The organism is Streptomyces flavidovirens DSM 40150 (assembly GCF_000429085.1).
GTDB classification, from domain to species: domain Bacteria; phylum Actinomycetota; class Actinomycetes; order Streptomycetales; family Streptomycetaceae; genus Streptomyces; species Streptomyces flavidovirens.
Genome location: NZ_AUBE01000013.1, coordinates 48,260 through 65,925 on the forward strand (window position 1 = coordinate 48,260; position 17,666 = coordinate 65,925).

At 69.3% G+C, this 17,666-nt stretch carries 14 protein-coding genes; 12 read left to right on the forward strand and 2 right to left on the reverse strand.

What is annotated here, in order from left to right; all coding sequences use genetic code 11:
* The first annotated feature begins 19 nt into the window (after positions 1-19).
* Both G412_RS0118955 and clpX read left to right on the forward strand, forming a co-directional pair.
* Complete coding sequence (locus G412_RS0118955) at positions 20-691, forward strand: ATP-dependent Clp protease proteolytic subunit (protein ID WP_028813444.1); 672 nt, start codon at positions 20-22, stop codon at positions 689-691.
* Positions 692-839: 148 nt separating this feature from the next.
* Entirely contained in the window at positions 840-2,135 is a 1,296-nt protein-coding gene (clpX, locus tag G412_RS0118960) for an ATP-dependent Clp protease ATP-binding subunit ClpX (protein WP_028813445.1), read from the forward strand.
* 79 nt (positions 2,136-2,214) lie between these two features.
* Here the strand turns inward: clpX and G412_RS0118965 are convergent, their stop codons facing one another.
* Positions 2,215-3,198, reverse strand: coding sequence for a hypothetical protein (locus tag G412_RS0118965; protein WP_028813446.1), 984 nt, complete (start codon positions 3,196-3,198; stop codon positions 2,215-2,217).
* A gap of 136 nt (positions 3,199-3,334) precedes the next feature.
* On the opposite strand from G412_RS0118965, the gene G412_RS0118970 reads away from it, so the two are divergent.
* Positions 3,335-5,959 (forward strand): valine--tRNA ligase, encoded by a 2,625-nt coding sequence (locus tag G412_RS0118970; RefSeq protein WP_028813447.1) that lies wholly within the window; start codon positions 3,335-3,337, stop codon positions 5,957-5,959.
* An 83-nt stretch (positions 5,960-6,042) separates the two neighbouring features.
* On the opposite strand, the gene G412_RS0118975 is transcribed toward G412_RS0118970, so the two are convergent.
* The gene (locus tag G412_RS0118975) at positions 6,043-7,065 is read right to left on the reverse strand and encodes a rod shape-determining protein (protein ID WP_028813448.1); all 1,023 of its coding nucleotides are present in this window, start codon (positions 7,063-7,065) and stop codon (positions 6,043-6,045) included.
* 129 nt (positions 7,066-7,194) lie between these two features.
* On the opposite strand from G412_RS0118975, the gene folC reads away from it, so the two are divergent.
* From folC to G412_RS0119020, 9 genes are all read left to right on the forward strand, one after another.
* On the forward strand, positions 7,195-8,709 hold the full coding sequence (gene folC, locus G412_RS0118980; protein ID WP_028813449.1) for a bifunctional tetrahydrofolate synthase/dihydrofolate synthase: 1,515 nt from the start codon (positions 7,195-7,197) through the stop codon (positions 8,707-8,709).
* A gap of 5 nt (positions 8,710-8,714) precedes the next feature.
* Positions 8,715-9,077 (forward strand): DUF4233 domain-containing protein, encoded by a 363-nt coding sequence (locus G412_RS0118985; protein ID WP_028813450.1) that lies wholly within the window; start codon positions 8,715-8,717, stop codon positions 9,075-9,077.
* Positions 9,078-9,169: 92 nt separating this feature from the next.
* Positions 9,170-9,583, forward strand: coding sequence for a nucleoside-diphosphate kinase (gene ndk, locus G412_RS0118990; RefSeq protein ID WP_028813451.1), 414 nt, complete (start codon positions 9,170-9,172; stop codon positions 9,581-9,583).
* A gap of 289 nt (positions 9,584-9,872) precedes the next feature.
* Positions 9,873-10,892 carry a rod shape-determining protein gene (locus G412_RS0118995; protein ID WP_028813452.1) on the forward strand — a complete coding sequence of 340 codons (1,020 nt, stop codon included), beginning with the start codon at positions 9,873-9,875 and terminating at the stop codon, positions 10,890-10,892.
* Between the two features lie 101 nt (positions 10,893-10,993).
* Positions 10,994-11,947 carry a rod shape-determining protein MreC gene (gene mreC / locus G412_RS35185; protein ID WP_051338476.1) on the forward strand — a complete coding sequence of 318 codons (954 nt, stop codon included), beginning with the start codon at positions 10,994-10,996 and terminating at the stop codon, positions 11,945-11,947.
* A gap of 12 nt (positions 11,948-11,959) precedes the next feature.
* The gene (gene mreD, locus G412_RS0119005; protein WP_028813453.1) at positions 11,960-12,631 is read left to right on the forward strand and encodes a rod shape-determining protein MreD; all 672 of its coding nucleotides are present in this window, start codon (positions 11,960-11,962) and stop codon (positions 12,629-12,631) included.
* 46 nt (positions 12,632-12,677) lie between these two features.
* Positions 12,678-14,846 (forward strand): penicillin-binding protein 2, encoded by a 2,169-nt coding sequence (gene mrdA / locus G412_RS0119010; RefSeq protein WP_028813454.1) that lies wholly within the window; start codon positions 12,678-12,680, stop codon positions 14,844-14,846.
* Positions 14,846-16,045: a rod shape-determining protein RodA gene (rodA, locus tag G412_RS0119015; RefSeq protein ID WP_028813455.1), complete on the forward strand. Its 1,200-nt coding sequence runs from the start codon at positions 14,846-14,848 to the stop codon at positions 16,043-16,045. Before mrdA ends, rodA begins: the two co-directional genes overlap by 1 nt.
* A 51-nt stretch (positions 16,046-16,096) precedes the next feature.
* Positions 16,097-17,632, forward strand: a complete 1,536-nt coding sequence (locus G412_RS0119020) for a CYTH and CHAD domain-containing protein (RefSeq protein ID WP_028813456.1) — start codon at positions 16,097-16,099, stop codon at positions 17,630-17,632.
* Positions 17,633-17,666 lie beyond the last annotated feature (34 nt).

Below are 17,666 nucleotides of genomic sequence, written 5' to 3' on the forward strand. Positions count from 1 at the left end.
GCCCACCGAACGCCCCAGGATGGTGAACACCGACATGAACAACTACTCCGCGAGCGGCCTCTACACGGGCCCGCAGGTGGACAATCGCTACATCGTGCCGCGCTTCGTCGAGCGCACCTCGCAGGGCGTGCGTGAGTACGACCCGTACGCGAAGCTCTTCGAGGAGCGCGTGATCTTCCTCGGCGTGCAGATCGACGACGCCTCGGCCAACGACGTCATGGCGCAGCTGCTGTGCCTGGAGTCGATGGACCCGGACCGCGACATCTCCATCTACATCAACAGCCCCGGCGGCTCGTTCACGGCCCTCACGGCCATCTACGACACGATGCAGTTCGTGAAGCCGGACATCCAGACGGTCTGCATGGGCCAGGCGGCCTCCGCCGCGGCCGTGCTGCTCGCCGCCGGTACGCCGGGCAAGCGCATGGCACTGCCGAACGCGCGTGTGCTGATCCACCAGCCGTCCTCGCAGACGGGCCGTGAGCAGCTCTCCGACCTGGAGATCGCGGCGCAGGAGATCCTGCGGATGCGCTCGCAGCTCGAGGAGATGCTCGCGAAGCACTCCACCACGCCGATCGAGAAGATCCGCGACGACATCGAGCGCGACAAGATCCTGACCGCCGAGGACTCCCTCGCGTACGGCCTGATCGACCAGATCGTGTCCACCCGCAAGAACGCGCCGGTGGGCGCCTGACGTGTGACAGCCCACCCCTTGGCGCGGCGCGCGTCCATGTGAACCGCGCCAAGGGGGGCCCGAACGAGGGGCCGGGCAAGGTACCGTCGGATATGAGGCACCAGGAGACGCTGAACGTGGCGTCTCCCAGGCGAAGGGGAAGCACCTCGTGGCACGCATCGGTGATGGCGGCGACCTGCTCAAGTGCTCGTTCTGTGGCAAGAGCCAGAAGCAGGTGAAGAAGCTCATCGCAGGTCCCGGTGTGTACATCTGCGACGAGTGCATCGACCTCTGCAACGAGATCATCGAGGAGGAGCTCGCCGAGACCTCCGAGGTGCGGTGGGAGGAACTCCCCAAGCCGCGGGAGATCTACGAGTTCCTCGAGGGTTACGTAGTCGGCCAGGAGCCCGCGAAGAAGGCGCTCTCAGTGGCGGTCTACAACCACTACAAGCGGGTGCAGGCCGGCGAGAACGCGGGCGCCGGATCGGGCCGCGACGACGCGATCGAACTGGCCAAGTCCAACATCCTCCTGCTGGGCCCCACGGGTTCCGGCAAGACGCTGCTGGCCCAGACCCTCGCGCGCATGCTGAACGTGCCGTTCGCCATCGCCGACGCGACGGCGCTGACGGAGGCGGGGTATGTCGGCGAGGACGTCGAGAACATCCTGCTCAAGCTGATCCAGGCGGCCGACTACGACGTCAAGAAGGCCGAAACCGGGATCATCTACATCGACGAGATCGACAAGGTCGCCCGCAAGAGCGAGAACCCGTCGATCACGCGCGACGTATCGGGTGAGGGCGTCCAGCAGGCCCTCCTCAAGATCCTTGAGGGCACGACGGCCTCGGTCCCGCCGCAGGGCGGCCGCAAGCACCCGCACCAGGAGTTCATCCAGATCGACACGACGAACGTGCTGTTCATCGTGGGCGGCGCGTTCGCCGGCCTGGAGAAGATCATCGAGTCGCGGGCGGGCGCCAAGGGCATCGGCTTCGGTGCGACGATCCGCTCGAAGCGGGAGATCGAGGCGAGCGACCAGTTCCAGGAGGTCATGCCGGAGGACCTGGTGAAGTTCGGGATGATCCCGGAGTTCATCGGCCGCCTGCCCGTCCTGACCTCCGTCCACAACCTGGACCGTGAGGCGCTCCTCCAGATCCTGGTGGAGCCGCGCAACGCGCTGGTGAAGCAGTACGAGCGGCTCTTCGAACTCGACGGCGTGGAGCTGGAGTTCGAGCGCGAGGCGCTGGAGGCGATCGCGGACCAGGCGATCCTCCGCCAGACGGGCGCGCGCGGTCTGCGCGCCATCATGGAGGAGGTCCTGATGTCGGTGATGTACGAGGTCCCGTCCCGCAAGGACGTGGCCCGCGTCGTCATCACGGCGGACGTGGTCCACAGCAACGTCAACCCGACCCTGGTGCCGCGCGAGCCCCGCATCGTCAAGAACGACGGCCGCCACGAGAAGTCCGCGTAGCGGCACAGGCAGCGAAAGGGCGCCCGGCGAATCCCGCCGGGCGCCCTTTTCACGTCCCTCTTTTCACGTTCCTGCCGCGTCAGTTGATCTCGACGCGGACCTCCGTGCGCAGCTTGGCGGCCATGTCCGCCACCTCGTCCAGCGGGATGCCGCCGCCCGCGAGGACGGCACCGGTGTCGGTGTACGTGACCGACGCGACGGTGCTGTGGTCACCCCAGACGCACATCGGCGTCTTGAAGCCCTTGGAGGAACTCGCGTCGGACGAGACCGTCGCGCCCAGCTTGAACTCGGCCTCCTGGCACTTCATGACGCCGCCCTCGAAGCCCGCGGGCGTGAACTCCTTGGCCTCGCCGAGGAGCTGAACGCCCTTGCCCGCGCTCTGCTCGGAGTTCCTCTTCAGCTCGGCGAACATGTCGTCGATGACCTTCGCGGGGTCGTCGATCTCGCCGTACACACCGGAGAAACTCAGGGCCTTCTTGGCCATGTCCTGGCCCGCCTCGTACTGGCCGCCGGCTTCCGTGGGGTTGTTGATTCCCTGCCCCTCGAGCCTCTTGAGGTCGCTGGAGGTCATGCCGCCTCCGGCGCTGCCGGGCGCGGCGGCCGACTTCTTGTACTCGCCGCCGAAGACCGACTCCGGTGCCTCCAGCTTGTACCGCTTGCCGTCGTCGGCGATGTCACTGCCGCCGCCGCGAAGAGCGGCGAAGTAGATCCCGCCGCCGATGACCGCCAGCGCCACCACCATCACGCCCACGATCAGGCCCGTCTTCTTCTTCGGCGCGCCCGGGGGCGGCGGGACCATGCCGCCGGGGTACTGGGGCTGCTGGCCGTAGGGGCCCGGCTGCTGGGGCTGGCCGTACGGGGGCTGCTGCCCGTACGGGGGCGGCTGCTGGCCCTGCTGGGGGTAGCCGTAACCCTGGGGCGGCGGGGCCTGCTGGGGGTAGCCGTAGCCGGGCTGGCCCTGCGGGGGCTGCTGTCCGTACGGGTTCGGCTGGCCCTGCGGCGGCTGCTGGCCGTAAGGACCGGGCTGCTGCCCGCCGTACGGGCCCGGCTGGTTGTAGCTCATGGACTGGGTTCCCCTCCAGATACTTATGCGTTACGAACATCCTGACGGAACCACCGGCATACCGGGGCGGCGGGGCCCTCACCGTTACCAAGAATCCGGTTTCGGTACGGGGCTGTGACGCCCGTAAACTGAGCCCGTGACCGAGAACTCATCGCAGCAGCCAGCAGCCCCTGCCCCCGAACTGCCGACCCAGTACGCGCCGGCCGAGGTAGAGGGGAAGCTGTACGAGCGCTGGGTGGAACGCGGTTACTTCGAGGCGGACGAGAAAAGCGACAAAGAGCCGTACACCATCGTCATCCCGCCGCCGAACGTCACGGGTTCGCTCCACCTCGGGCACGCCTTCGAGCACACGCTGATCGACGCCCTCACCCGCCGCAAGCGCATGCAGGGCTACGAGACGCTGTGGCAGCCCGGCATGGACCACGCCGGCATCGCCACCCAGAACGTCGTCGAGCGCGAGCTCGCCAAGGAGGGCAAGTCCCGCCACGACCTGGGGCGCGAGGCGTTCGTCGAGCGCGTCTGGCAGTGGAAGGCCGAGTCCGGCGGCCAGATCTCGGGGCAGATGAAGCGCCTCGGTGACGGTGTCGCGTGGTCGCGTGAGCGCTTCACCATGGACGAGGGGCTGTCCAGGGCCGTCCAGACCATCTTCAAGAAGCTGTACGACGACGAGCTGATCTACCGCGCCGAGCGCATCATCAACTGGTGCCCGCGCTGTCTGACCGCCATCTCCGACATCGAGGTCGAGTACCAGGAGGACGACGGCGAGCTCGTCTCCATCCGGTACGGCTCCGGGGACAGTGAGATCGTCGTCGCGACGACCCGCGCCGAGACGATGCTCGGTGACACCGCCGTCGCCGTCCACCCCGACGACCAGCGGTACGCGCACCTCGTCGGCACCGAGATCGAGCTGCCGCTCACCGGCCGCCGTATCCCGGTCGTCGCCGACGAGCACGTCGACCCCGAGTTCGGCACGGGCGCCGTGAAGGTCACGCCCGCCCACGACCCGAACGACTTCGAGATCGGGCAGCGGCACGGGCTGCCCAATCTGGCCGTGATGGACGAGCGCGCGGTCATCACCGTGCACGGCCCGTTCCAGGGACTCGACCGTCTTGAGGCCCGCAGCGCCATCGTCGCCGCCCTGCGCGCCGAGGGCCGGATCGTCGCCGAGAAGCGTCCGTACGTCCACTCCGTCGGGCACTGCTCGCGCTGCAAGACGACCATCGAGCCGCGGCTGTCCCTCCAGTGGTGGGTCAAGGTCGGCCCGCTGGCGAAGGAGGCCGGCGACGCGGTCCGCGAGGGGCGGGTCAAGATCCACCCCAAGGAGATGGAGCCCCGCTACTTCGGCTGGGTCGACAACCTCCACGACTGGTGCATCTCGCGTCAGTTGTGGTGGGGTCACCGGATTCCGGTCTGGTACGGGCCGAATGGTGAAGTCGTCTGCGTCGGACCCGACGACGAGGCGCCGACCGGCGAGGGCTGGCACCAGGACACGGATGTCCTGGACACCTGGTTCTCCTCCGGCCTGTGGCCGTTCTCCACGCTCGGCTGGCCCGAACAGACTCCGAGCGTCGAGAAGTTCTACCCGAACTCGGTCCTCGTCACCGGTTACGACATCCTCTTCTTCTGGGTCGCCCGGATGATGATGTTCGGCCTGTACGCGATGGACGGTGTTCCGCCGTTCCACACCATCGCCCTGCACGGCATGGTCCGCGACCAGTTCGGCAAGAAGATGTCGAAGTCCTTCGGCAACGCGGTCAACCCGCTGGACTGGATGGACGAGTACGGCTCCGACGCGGTCCGTTTCACGCTCGCGCGCGGCGCCAATCCGGGTGTCGACGTCCCGATCGGTGAGGACTGGGTCCAGGGTTCCCGCAACTTCGCCAACAAGATCTGGAACGCCACCCGCTTCGCGCTGATGAACGGCGCGACGGTCGAAGGTGAACTGCCGCCGGTCGAGCAGATGTCGGCGACCGACCGGTGGATCCTGTCCCGGCTGAACGCGACGGTGGCCGAGGTCGACGCGTACTACGAGGACTACCAGTTCGCGAAGCTCTCGGACTCGCTCTTCCACTTCGCGTGGGACGAGGTCTTCGACTGGTACGTCGAGCTGTCCAAGACCACCTTCTTCGCGGGCGGCGAGCCGGCCAAGGTCTCCGCGCGCGTCCTGGGCGAGGTCCTCGACGTCATGCTGCGCCTCCTCCACCCGGTCGTCCCCTTCGTCACCGAGACGCTGTGGACCACGCTCACCGGCAAGGAGTCGCTCGTCATCGCGGACTGGCCCAAGGACTCTGGCTTCCGCGACGCCGACGCCGAGAAGGAGATCGGGTTCGTCCAGCAGGTCGTCACCGAGGTCCGCCGCTTCCGCTCCGACCAGGGCCTCCAGTCGGGCCAGAAGGTCCCCGCTGAGCTGACCCTGGACGGCACGGCGCTGGCGCCGCACGAAGCGGCCATCCGCCAGGTGCTGCGTCTGACGCCGGCCGGCGAGGACTTCCACGCCACCGCCTCCCTGCCGGTCGCGGGCGCGCGGGTCGCCCTCGACCTGTCGGGCACGATCGACGTCGAAGCGGAGCGCAAGCGCCTCGCGAAGGACCTCGCGGCGGCCGAGAAGGAGAAGGCCCAGGCGCTCGGCAAGCTCGGGAACGAGGCGTTCCTGGCCAAGGCCCCGGACAACGTGGTCGACAAGATCCGCGGGCGGCTCTCGAAGGCCGAGGCGGACATCGAGCGCATCACCGCGCAGCTCGCCACGCTGCCGGAGAAGTAGGGCGAGTACGACGACGTACGCCGAGGGCCCCCGCGCGAGCCGCGCGGGGGCCCTCGGCGTACGACACCTGGTCCGCCGGGACATCAGTCCGCCAGGAAATCCTCCAGGACGTCGAAGTTCTCGACGCACTTGCCCGCTCCGAGCGCCACACATTCCAGCGGGTCGTCCGCCACGAACACCGGGATGCCCGCCCCCGCCGCTATCCGCAGGTCCAGCCCCGGCAGCAGCGCCCCGCCGCCCGTCAGCACGATGCCGTGTTCCATCACATCGTCCGCGAGCTCCGGCGGGCACTCCTCCAGCGTCGACTTCACCGCCGAGACGACCGCTTCGCACGCCTCGTCGAGCGCCGCCCGTACCTCGACCGCGGACAGCTCCAGGGTGTGCGGCAGCCCGCCGGGTATCTTCTCCCGCCCGCCGACGTCGAACGTGCGGTTCTCCAGCTCAGGGTCCTCCGGCACCGGCCAGGCCGAACCGATCGCCAGCTTCACTGCCTCGGCTGTCCGCTCCCCTATGAGCAGCCCGTGCTCCTTGCGCACATGGTCGGCGATGGCCGCGTCCAGCCCGTCACCGCCCACCCGCAGCGACCAGGCGGCGACGATCCCGCCCAGCGAGATCACGGCGACCTCGGTGGTGCCGCCCCCGATGTCGACCACCATCGAACCGTGCGCCTTCGACACCGGCAGCCCGGCCCCCATCGCCGCCGCCATCGGCTCGTCGACGAGATGCAGCGTGCGGGCACCCACCCGTTCGGCCGCCTGGACGATCGCGCGCTGCTCGACCGGCGTAATGCCGCTCGGTACGCACAGGACCATTCGGGGGCGCGCCTTGCGGCCGGGCACGGCCTTGCGCACGAAGTGCCGGATCATCGCCTCGGCGGCCGCGTAGTCGCTGATCGCGCCGCCCTTGAGCGGGCGGATCGCCGTGATCGAACCCGGCGTCCGGCCGATGGTGTCCCTGGCCTCACGGCCGACCGCGAGAGCGGTGCCGGATCTGGCCTGCACCGCCACCACGGAAGGCTCATTGAGGACGATGCCCTTGCCCCGGGCGTAGACGATGGTGTTCGCCGTTCCCAGGTCTATACCGATGTCCTTGGCCGTGTCACCCATCTGGAGAAACCTCCGATCGTGGTTTCCTCAGGCTGGCACGACATCGCCGGATCCGCCGCCGCAGAGCGGCCGAAGGCGGCACGCAGGTCCTGGCGGGGCACTGTCGGTGGTGCTCCGTAGACTGGTCTCGTGAGCCAGCTCCCCCCGCACGATGACAGCGACACCCCCGACGCCTTCGAAGAGATCGTCTCGGCCGAGACAGGCCGCGACCCCGACCTGGCGGTGATCGAGGCAGGCAGCCGTACGCTGCGCACCCAAGGTGCCCCGCAGCAGGGTGACGGCGCCGCCGGGCGCCCGCAGGACCCGGAGGTGGACAAGGCGCTGCGCGCGGTCGAGCAGGAGCTCCTGGCCCGCTGGCCGGAGACCAGGCTGGACCCGTCGCTGGTCCGGATGGCGGCGCTGATGGACGTCCTGGGCGAGCCCCAGCGCGCGTACCCCTCGGTCCACATCACCGGCACCAACGGCAAGACCAGCACGGCCCGCATGATCGAGGCGCTGTTCGGTGCCTTCGAGCTGCGTACCGGGCGGTACACCAGCCCGCACGTGCAGTCGATCACCGAGCGCATCAGCCTGGACGGCGCCCCGATCGACCCCGAGCGCTTCATCGAGACGTACAAGGACATCCAGCCGTACGTCGAGATGACCGACTCCGCGCAGGAGCACCGCCTGTCGTTCTTCGAGACGCTGACGGGCATGGCGTACGCCGCGTTCGCCGACGCGCCCGTCGACGTGGCGGTCGTCGAGGTCGGCATGGGCGGCAGCTGGGACGCGACGAACGTGATCGACGCGTCCGTAGCCGTCGTCACGCCGATCGATCTGGACCATACCGACCGGCTCGGCTCCACGCCCGGCGAGATCGCGGTCGAGAAGGCCGGGATCATCAAGCAGGGCGCCACGGTCATCCTGGCGCAGCAGCCGGTCGACGCCGCCCAGGTGATGCTGAAGAAGGCCGTCGAGGTCGATGCCACGGTCGCCCGTGAGGGCATGGAGTTCGGCGTCGGCTCCCGCGAGATCGCGGTCGGCGGCCAGTTGATCGCGCTGCGCGGACTCGGCGGCGAGTACGAGGAGATCTTCCTGCCGCTGCACGGCGCGCACCAGGCGCACAACGCGGCGGTGGCCCTGGCGGCCGTCGAGGCGTTCTTCGGCATCGGCGCGGAGCACGCGCGCACGCTCGACCTCGACACGGTCCGCAAGGCTTTCGCCTCGGTCACGTCGCCGGGCCGGCTGGAGGTCGTACGCCGCAGCCCGACCGTCGTGCTGGACGCGGCGCACAACCCGGCGGGCGCGCGGGCGGCGGCGGAGGCCGTCACCGAGGCGTTCAGCTTCAGCCGCCTGATCGGCGTCGTCGGCACGAGCGGCGACAAGGACGTGCGGGGTGTCCTCGAAGCCTTCGAGCCGGTCTTCGCCGAGGTCGTCGTCACCCGTAACTCCACGCCCCGCGCGATGGACGTCGACGAGCTGGCGGCGATCGCCGTCGAGGTCTTCGGTGACGACCGCGTGCAGGTCGAGCCGCGCCTCGACGACGCGCTGGAGGCCGCCATCACGCTCGCCGAGGAAGAGGGCGAGTTCGCCGGCGGTGGCGTCCTGGTAACCGGTTCCGTGATCACGGTCGGCGAGGCCCGGCTGCTCCTGGGGAGGGGCTGATTCCTGTGCGTATGCTCTGCGCGTCCACTCTGATCAGCGAGTTCTTCGTGGTGGCCTTCGCGGGCCTCGTCGCGATGAAGTCGGACGACCTGTCGATGACCGCGGTCTGGACGGTGTGCGGCGTCGCGATGCTGCTGTCCGTGCTGCTCTGCGGGATGCTCGGCCGGCCGGGCGGGGTGCAGCTCGGCTGGGCGCTCCAGATCGGCCTGATCGCGAGCGGCTTCGTGGTCCCGGTGATGTTCTTCCTCGGCGCGGTCTTCGCGGGCCTGTGGTGGGCGTCGATCCACTACGGCCGCAAGATCGACGAGGCGAAGGCACGGTGGGCGGCGCAGGCGGAGGCGGCGCAGGCGCAGGCCCCGGCGCAGTAGGGGCCGCTGTCCGCCAGTGCCGGGTGCTGCCCCGCCGGCGTGCCCTTGTAGCCTCTGGACATCGCATCCGCTATGCCCGCAAGGAGCCGTACATGACTCAGCGCACTCTCGTCCTTCTCAAGCCGGACGCGGTCCGACGCGCACTCGTGGGTGAGATCATCAGCCGCATCGAGCGCAAGGCCGGCTGGAAGATCACAGCGCTGGAGATGCGCGGGCTCGACCACGAGACGCTGGAGCAGCATTACGGCGAGCACAAGGGCCGCCCCTTCTACGAGCCGCTGGTCGAGTTCATGGCGTCCGGTCCGGTCGTGGCCCTCGTGGTCGAGGGCGAGCGCGTCATCGAGGGTGTACGCCAGTTGGCGGGTCCGACTGACCCGATCGCGGCGGCTCCCGGCTCCATCCGTGGGGACTTCGGCACCATCGTCCGGGAGAACCTCATCCACGCCTCGGACTCCGAGGAGTCCGCAGAGCGGGAGCTGAAGCTTTTCTTCCCCGGCATTTCCTGACATAACGTCAGCCAAATAGGGGTCATGGCCTGGGGCGACCGAAGTAATTCGGCCGCCCCCCGGCATATGCGGGAAGATGCGGGGAACGCATCCCCCCGACACGACGTCACCATTACTGGGACGGGTACGTGTTCCGCTCACAATGGCGAAGGACCCTCGCGCCGCATCCGTGCAGGCGGCACTACGATGGAAACCTCCACGCCGCACCACCCACTTCGCCGTCCTAAAAAAGCCAACCGCTCCACTTGGGAAGGCCCGACGCATCCTCATGGGGAACAAGGGGAACTCAATGTCGTTCATCGGCCGTGACATGGCTGTCGACCTCGGGACCGCCAACACGCTGGTGTACGTCAGGGGCAAAGGGATCGTGCTCAACGAGCCCTCCGTCGTCGCCATCAACACCAACACCGGCGGCATCCTCGCCGTGGGTGCCGAGGCCAAGAAGATGATCGGCCGGACGCCGGGCAACATCGTTGCCGTCCGGCCGCTGAAGGACGGCGTCATCGCCGACTTCGAGATCACCGAGCGGATGCTCCGCTACTTCATCCTGAAGATCCACAAGCGCCGCTACCTGGCCCGCCCCCGCGTGGTCGTCTGCGTGCCCTCCGGCATCACCGGCGTCGAGCGCCGCGCCGTCATCGAGGCGTCCACCCAGGCCGGCGCCCGCCAGGTGCACATCATCGAAGAGCCCATGGCCGCGGCCATCGGTTCGGGCCTGCCCGTCCACGAGGCCACCGGAAACATGGTCGTGGACATCGGTGGCGGCACCACCGAGGTCGCCGTCATCTCGCTTGGAGGAATCGTCACAGCACAGTCGATCCGGGTGGCCGGCGACGAGCTGGACAGCTCGATCATCCAGCACATCAAGAAGGAGTACTCGCTCCTGCTCGGCGAGCGCACCGCCGAACAGATCAAGATCACGATCGGCTCGGCGTTCGACCTGGAGAAGGACGAGCACACCGAGATCCGCGGCCGCGACCTCGTCTCCGGTCTCCCCAAGACCGTCGTCATCTCGGCGGCCGAGGTCCGCAAGGCCATCGAGGAGCCGGTCAACGCCATCGTCGACGCCGTGAAGACGACGCTCGACAAGTGCCCGCCCGAGCTCTCCGGTGACGTCATGGACCGCGGCATCGTCCTGACCGGCGGCGGCGCCCTGCTGCGCGGTCTCGACGAGCGCCTGCGCCGCGAGACGGGCATGCCGATCCACATCGCCGAGGACCCGCTCGACTCCGTCGCGCTCGGAGCGGGCAAGTGCGTCGAGGAGTTCGAGGCGCTCCAGCAGGTACTGGACGCCCAGCCCCGCAGATGAGCCGCCGCGACGAATCCGCCGTACGAGGCCTTCCTTCTCGTGCGGCGGATCGTTGATATACAGACACAAGAATTCCGACGAGGAAGGCACGGCCGCCGCACGTGAGGGACACACGAGAGAGCCGGCTGCTCCTGGTGCTGCTGATCGCCATCGCATTCGCGTTGATTACGGTGGATATCCGCGGTGGCGAGGAGTCGCCGGTCGACGGCGCCAGGCGGGCCGCCGCCACCGTCTTCGGACCGGTGGAGAACGGGGTCGCCCAAGCTGTCGACCCGATCGGCAACGCCATCGGCGCTGTTCGGGACTCCGGTGAGCGGCACGACCGCCTCGCCGTCCTGGAGCGGGAGAACGCCGCACTCAAGCACAAACTCGGCAGCGACGACCGCAACCGCAGCGGCGTACGCCAGCTCGACAAGATGCTCAAGAGAGCCGGCGCCGGCCAGTACGGCATCAAGGGCGCCGAAGTCATCGCGATAGGAGCGGCCCAGGGGTTCTCCTGGACCGTCACCATCGACGCCGGCGGCAACGACGGCATCAAGCGCGACATGACCGTGCTCAACGGCGACGGACTCGTCGGCCGCGTCACCACCGTCGGCCCGGACACCGCGACCGTACTGCTCGCCAACGACCCGGACTTCACCGTCGGCACTCGCCTGGAGAAGACCGACGAACTCGGCTTCGCCACCGGCCAGGGTGACCGTCCGCTGCGCGTGCAGATGCTCAACGGCAAGGCCAAGGTCAAGGCGGGTGACCGGCTCGTGACCTTCGGCTCGCACGCCGCGAAGCCGTTCGTGCCCGGCGTCCCGGTCGGCACGGTGGTCCGCGTCGACCCGTCCGGCGGCGACCTCACCCGTACCGTGTACGTCCGCCCGTACGTCGGCTTCACCAAGCTCGACATCGTCGGCGTCGTCGTCCAGGCGCCGCGCAAGGACCCGCGCGACATGGTCCTGCCGCCGAAGCCCGCGGGCCCCAGGCCCACCCCCACGGTCACCGTCACGGTCACGCCCTCGGGGCCTCCCGCCGACGGCGCCGATCCCGCCGACGGCACCGAGTAGGAGCTGAACCCCATGCGCTTCAACCGGATGCTGCTCTCCACCACCCTGGTGATCGTCGCCCTGGTCGTCCAGGTCACCGTGCTCGCCAGGCTCCAACTCCCCGGCGCCGTACCGGACCTGATGCTCCTGACCGTCCTCGGACTCGCCTTCGTGTACGGCAACACCAGCGGCGCCCTCATCGGGTTCGGCGCGGGCCTCCTCGCCGACCTCGCCCCGCCCGCGGACCACGCGGCGGGCCGCTACGCGCTGGTCCTGTGCGTCATCGGCTACCTCGCCGGACTCGCCAAGCCGGAGAGCGGCCAGCTCAGGTCCGCGACCGCCCCGATGGTCGCGGTCGTCGTCGCCGCGATCGGCTCCACCCTGCTGTACGCCGGAGTGGGCGCCCTGGTCGGCGACACCGCCGCCCGCCATGTCGGCATCGTGAACCTGCTGCTCACCTCCGCGCTGTACGACCTGCTGCTCGCCCCGTTCGTCGTGCCGGTGGTCATGGCGCTGGCCAGACGCGCCGACAACGATCCGCTCGCCGACAGCCAGAGCGGCACCAACGGGGCCGACGTGGCCAGCGGCTGGCTCGCCTCCGGCACCGGCCTGCGCATCGGCAGCCAGCGCGCGGGCCTGAGGGTCAAGGCCGCCCGCTCACGGGCGGCGCGGGCGGGACGCATCAAGGGGGTCAAGCGACTGTGACCACCGATCGCATCAGGGACACCAGGGACTCCGCGGAGGGGACGGCTTGAGCAACATTCCCGAGACCGGGCGGACCCCCAGGGTCCAGATCCGGCTCATCATCATCCAGGTCCTCGTCTTCTCCCTCCTGCTCACCCTCGGCGGCCGCCTCTGGTACCTCCAGATCCGCAACGGCGACGAGTACACCGCCGAAGCCGCAGGCAACGGCGTACAGCAAGTCGTCCAGCCCGCCGTCCGCGGCTCGATCCTCGACGCCCGCGGCGTGCCGCTCGCCGACAACGAGACCCGCCTCGTCGTCTCCGCCAGCCGCACCGAGCTGATGAAGATGAAGGACGACGGCAAGGGCGTACTGGCCCGCCTCGCCGGCGTACTGGGCATGAAGCCCAAGGAAGTCGCCGACAAGGTCAGGCTCTGCGACAACGAGACCCCCCAGCCCTGCTGGAACGGCTCGCCCTACCAGCCGATCCCCGTCACCGACGAGGCCACCACCAAGCAGGCCCTCCAGATCCGCGAGCGCGCCGAGGACTTCCCCGGCATCACCGCCGAACCGACGGCCGTACGCCGCTACACCGCGCCCGGCAAGGCCAGGACCGCCCAGGTTCTCGGCTACCTCTCGCCGGTCACCGACGAGGAGATCGAGAAGGCGAAGGACGGCCCGTCGCCGTACCTGCGCTCCGACATGGTCGGCCGCTCCGGACTTGAGCGTACGTACGACAAGGAACTGCGCGGCAAGGCCGGCGTCACCCGCTACGAGGTCGACAACCTCGGCCGTGTCATGGGCGAGGCGGAGAACGACCCGACGGTGCCCGGCTCCTCCGTCGTCACCAGCATCGACGCCCGGGTCCAGGGCGTCGCCGAGTATGAGCTCCACCAGGCGATGAAAACCGTCCGGAAGGAGACCGACAAGATCACCGGCCGCCCGTACGAGGCCGACGCGGGCGCCGTCGTCGTCATGGAGTCCAAGACCGGCCGAGTCGTCGCGATGGCCTCCCAGCCCGACTACGACCCCAACGCCTGGATCGGCGGCATCTCCGGCAAGGAGTACGCCAAGCTCACCGACAAGAAATCCAACTACCCGCTGCTCAACCGGGCCATCCAGGGCCAGGCGCCCGCCGGCTCGGTCTTCAAGGTGGTGTCGGCGAGCGCCGCCGTGCGGGCCGGCTACCCCTTCGACGGCCGCTACAACTGCAGCAGTTCCTACAGCATGGGCAACCGGAGCTTCGCGAACTTCGAGTCCAAGGGGCACGGTCCCATCTCCCTCGGGGACGCCCTCAAGTTCTCCTGCAACACCGTCTTCTACCGTCTCGGCCACCAGGAGTGGCAGCGTGACGGCGGAATAAAGCCGAAGAAGAACGCCCACGACTGGTTCTACCGGACCGCCCATGACTTCGGGTTCGGCGCCGAGACCGGCATCGACCTGCCGAACGAGGTCAAGGGCCGCATCCCCGACCGCCAGTGGAAGCAGGACTTCTGGGCGGCCAACAAGGACGTCTGGTGCAAGCAGGGCAAGAAGGGCGGCAGCTACGTCGAGCAGATCGCGTACGAGAGCTGCCTCGAAGGCAACCAGCTCAAGGCGTTCGACAGCATCAACTTCGCCATCGGCCAGGGTGACGTCCTCATCACCCCCATCCAGCTGGCCACCGCCTACGCCGCCATCAGCAACGGCGGCACCCTCTACAACCCCACCCTCGGCAAGGCCGTGATCAGCCCCGACGGCAAGAAGATCCAGGAGATCAAGCCCAAGCCCCGCGGCAAGCTGCCGGTCGACGCCCAGACCATCAGTGACCTCGACAAGGGTCTGCGCTCCGTCGTCGAGCCCGGCGGCACCGCCGCCTGGCGGTTCGGCGGCTGGCCGCAGGACAAGATCCCGATGCGCGCCAAGACCGGCACCGCCCAGGTCTACGGCAAGCAGACCACCTCGTGGTTCGCCACCTACACCGACGACTACACGATCGTCATGACGATCTCTCAGGGTGGTACGGGCTCCGGTGCCTCAGGGCCCGCCGTACGCAACATCTACGACGCCCTCTACGGCGTCAGCGACGAGGGCGACATCAACCCGAAGAAGGCCCTGCTCCCCAAGCCGCAGAAGGAGCTTCCGAAGATCGGTACGGACGGCTCCATCGACGCCCCGGAGATCCGGCCGTACGTACCCGAGAAGCCCAAGGACCCGGCTGCGGACCAGCAGATCGCGATCGGCAGGAGTGGCGACTGATGGCCGGCCCGCACGGTTTCTCCGTCCAGCGGTACGCCCCCGAGCGCGGCACCCTCGCCAAGCTCACCGCCCGCGACTCGGTGCTGCGCCGGCTCGACTGGCCGCTGCTCTGGGCGTCGCTCGCGCTGTCGGTCATCGGGGCGCTGCTGGTCTGGTCCGCGACCCGTACGCGCGACCAGCTCAACCAGGGCGATCCGGAGTACTTCCTCTGGCGCCACATCGTGAACACCGGTATCGGCCTCGTGCTGATGATCGGCACGATCTGGCTCGGTCACCGCACCCTGCGCGGCGCGGTCCCGGTCCTCTACGGACTGTCCGTCGTGCTCGTCCTGGCCGTGCTCACCCCGCTCGGCGCGACCATCAACGGCGCGCACGCGTGGATCGTGCTCGGCGGCGGGTTCTCCCTCCAGCCCTCCGAGTTCACCAAGATCACCATCATTCTGATCATGGCGATGCTGCTCGCCGCCCGCGTCGACGCGGGCGATCAGGAGCATCCCGACCACCCCACCGTCGTCAAGGCCCTGTGCCTCGCCGTCGTACCGATCGTCGTCATCATGCTGATGCCCGACCTCGGCTCGGTCATGGTCATAGCGGTGATCATCCTCGGGGTGCTGCTCACCTCCGGGGCGTCCAACCGCTGGGTCTTCGGCCTCATCGGCACCGGAGCCATCGGCGCCGTCGTCGTCTGGCAGATCGGTCTGCTCGACGAGTACCAGATCAACCGCTTCGCCGCGTTCGCCAACCCCGAACTCGACCCGGCCGGCGTCGGCTACAACACCAACCAGGCGCGCATCGCGATCGGCTCCGGCGGCCTCACCGGCACCGGCCTCTTCAAGGGCAGCCAGACCACCGGGCAGTTCGTACCCGAGCAGCAGACCGACTTCGTCTTCACCGTCGCGGGCGAGGAACTCGGCTTCCTCGGCGCCGGACTGGTCCTGCTGCTGCTCGGCGTGGTCCTGTGGCGGGCCTGCCGCATCGCCCGTGAGACGACCGAGCTGTACGGCACGATCGTGGCCGGCGGCATCATCGCCTGGTTCGCGTTCCAGTCGTTCGAGAACATCGGGATGACGCTCGGCATCATGCCGGTGGCGGGACTGCCGCTGCCGTTCGTGTCGTACGGCGGGTCGTCGATGTTCGCGGTCTGGGTCGCGATCGGGCTGCTCCAGTCGATCAGGGTGCAGCGGCCGATGTCGGCGTAGCCAGTGCCAGTGCACCTCCCCAGGAGCCGCGATCGCGTCTAGATTCGGTGCATGGCGGATACGAAGCGCGAGACAGAGCGGAAGTACGAAGCCTCGGCGGAAGCCCACGGCGAGATCCGGCTGCCCGACCTGACCAAGGTGGCCGGCGTCTCGTCCGTCGTCCACCTGGGCGTCGCGGAACTCGACGCCGTCTACTACGACACGGACGACCTGCGGCTCGCCGCCGACTCCATCACGCTGCGCCGCCGCACCGGCGGCGACGACGCCGGCTGGCACCTCAAGCTCCCGGTCTCGCCGGACGTACGCGACGAGATCCGGGCGCCGCTGGCGGACGGCCTGCCACCCGCCCTGGCCGCCCTGATCCGGTCCCGGACCCGCGCGGAGCCGGTTGCTCCGGTCGTCCGGCTGCGCAGTGTGCGCGACGTACGCCACCTCCTGGACGCACGCCGCGAACTGCTCGCCGAGGTCAGCGTCGACACCGTCACCGCCCAGCGGCTCGGCGTCCCGGCCTCCGGCGCCACCACCCACTGGACCGAGATCGAGGTCGAGCTCGCCGACAAGGGCGACCCGGCCTTCCTCGACGCGGTCGGGAAAAAACTCCGCAAGGCCGGCCTGCGCCCTGCCACCTCGGAATCCAAGCTGGCCAGGGCGCTCGCGGACACGGCGCCGTCGTGGAAGAGGCCGGGGAAGGAGAAGCCGGGCGCGACCGCCGGCGATCATGTCCTCGCGTACCTGCGTGAGCAGTACGAATCGCTGGTGGCGTACGACCCGGCCGTGCGGCGGGACCTGCCCGACTCCGTGCACCAGATGCGCGTCGCCACCCGCCGGCTGCGCAGCGCCTTCCGCACCTGCCGGAAGGTCCTGGACCGGACGGTCACCGACCCGGTCGCAGCGGAACTCAAGTGGCTGGCACAGGAACTGGGCGTGGACCGCGACCAGGAGGTGCTGGACGCCCGGCTCCGCGCCCGGATCGACGACGTGCCCCAGACGCTCCTCATGGGCCCGGTGCGAGGTCGGCTGCGGATCTGGTCCGTGGTCGGCCGGGAGAGCTCGCGTACCAAGACCCTCGCGGCGCTGGACAGCCGGCGGTACCTGGACCTCCTCACCGCGCTGCACGCCCTGCTGGCCGATCCGCCGCTGCGCCCCGCCGCGTCGAGGCCCGCCGCCAAGGTCCTGCCCAAGGCGGTCCGCAAGGACTACGGCCGGCTGGCCCGCCGCATGGAGGCGGCCCTGTCCCTGCCCCACGGGGAAGAACGCGACCGGGCCCTGCACGGCGCCCGCAAGGCCGCCAAGCGCACCCGTTACGCCGCCGACGCCGCCCGGCCCGCCCTCGGGAAGCCCGCCAAACGGTTCTCGAAGCGGATGAAGGCCGTCCAGTCCGTACTGGGCGCGCACCAGGACAGCGTGGTGGCGCGGGAGACCCTGCGGACGCTGGGCGCCCAGGCCCACGCGGCGGACGAGACGGCGTTCACCTGGGGCCTGCTGTACGGGCGGGAGGAAGCCGCCGCCGAGGCCGGGCAAAAGGAGCTGCCGCAGGTGTGGAAGCGGGCCACGGCCGGGAAATCGCGGGCGGATCTGGGCGGCTGAGGGCCGGGGTACGCTTGATGGTCACCCCTGCCAG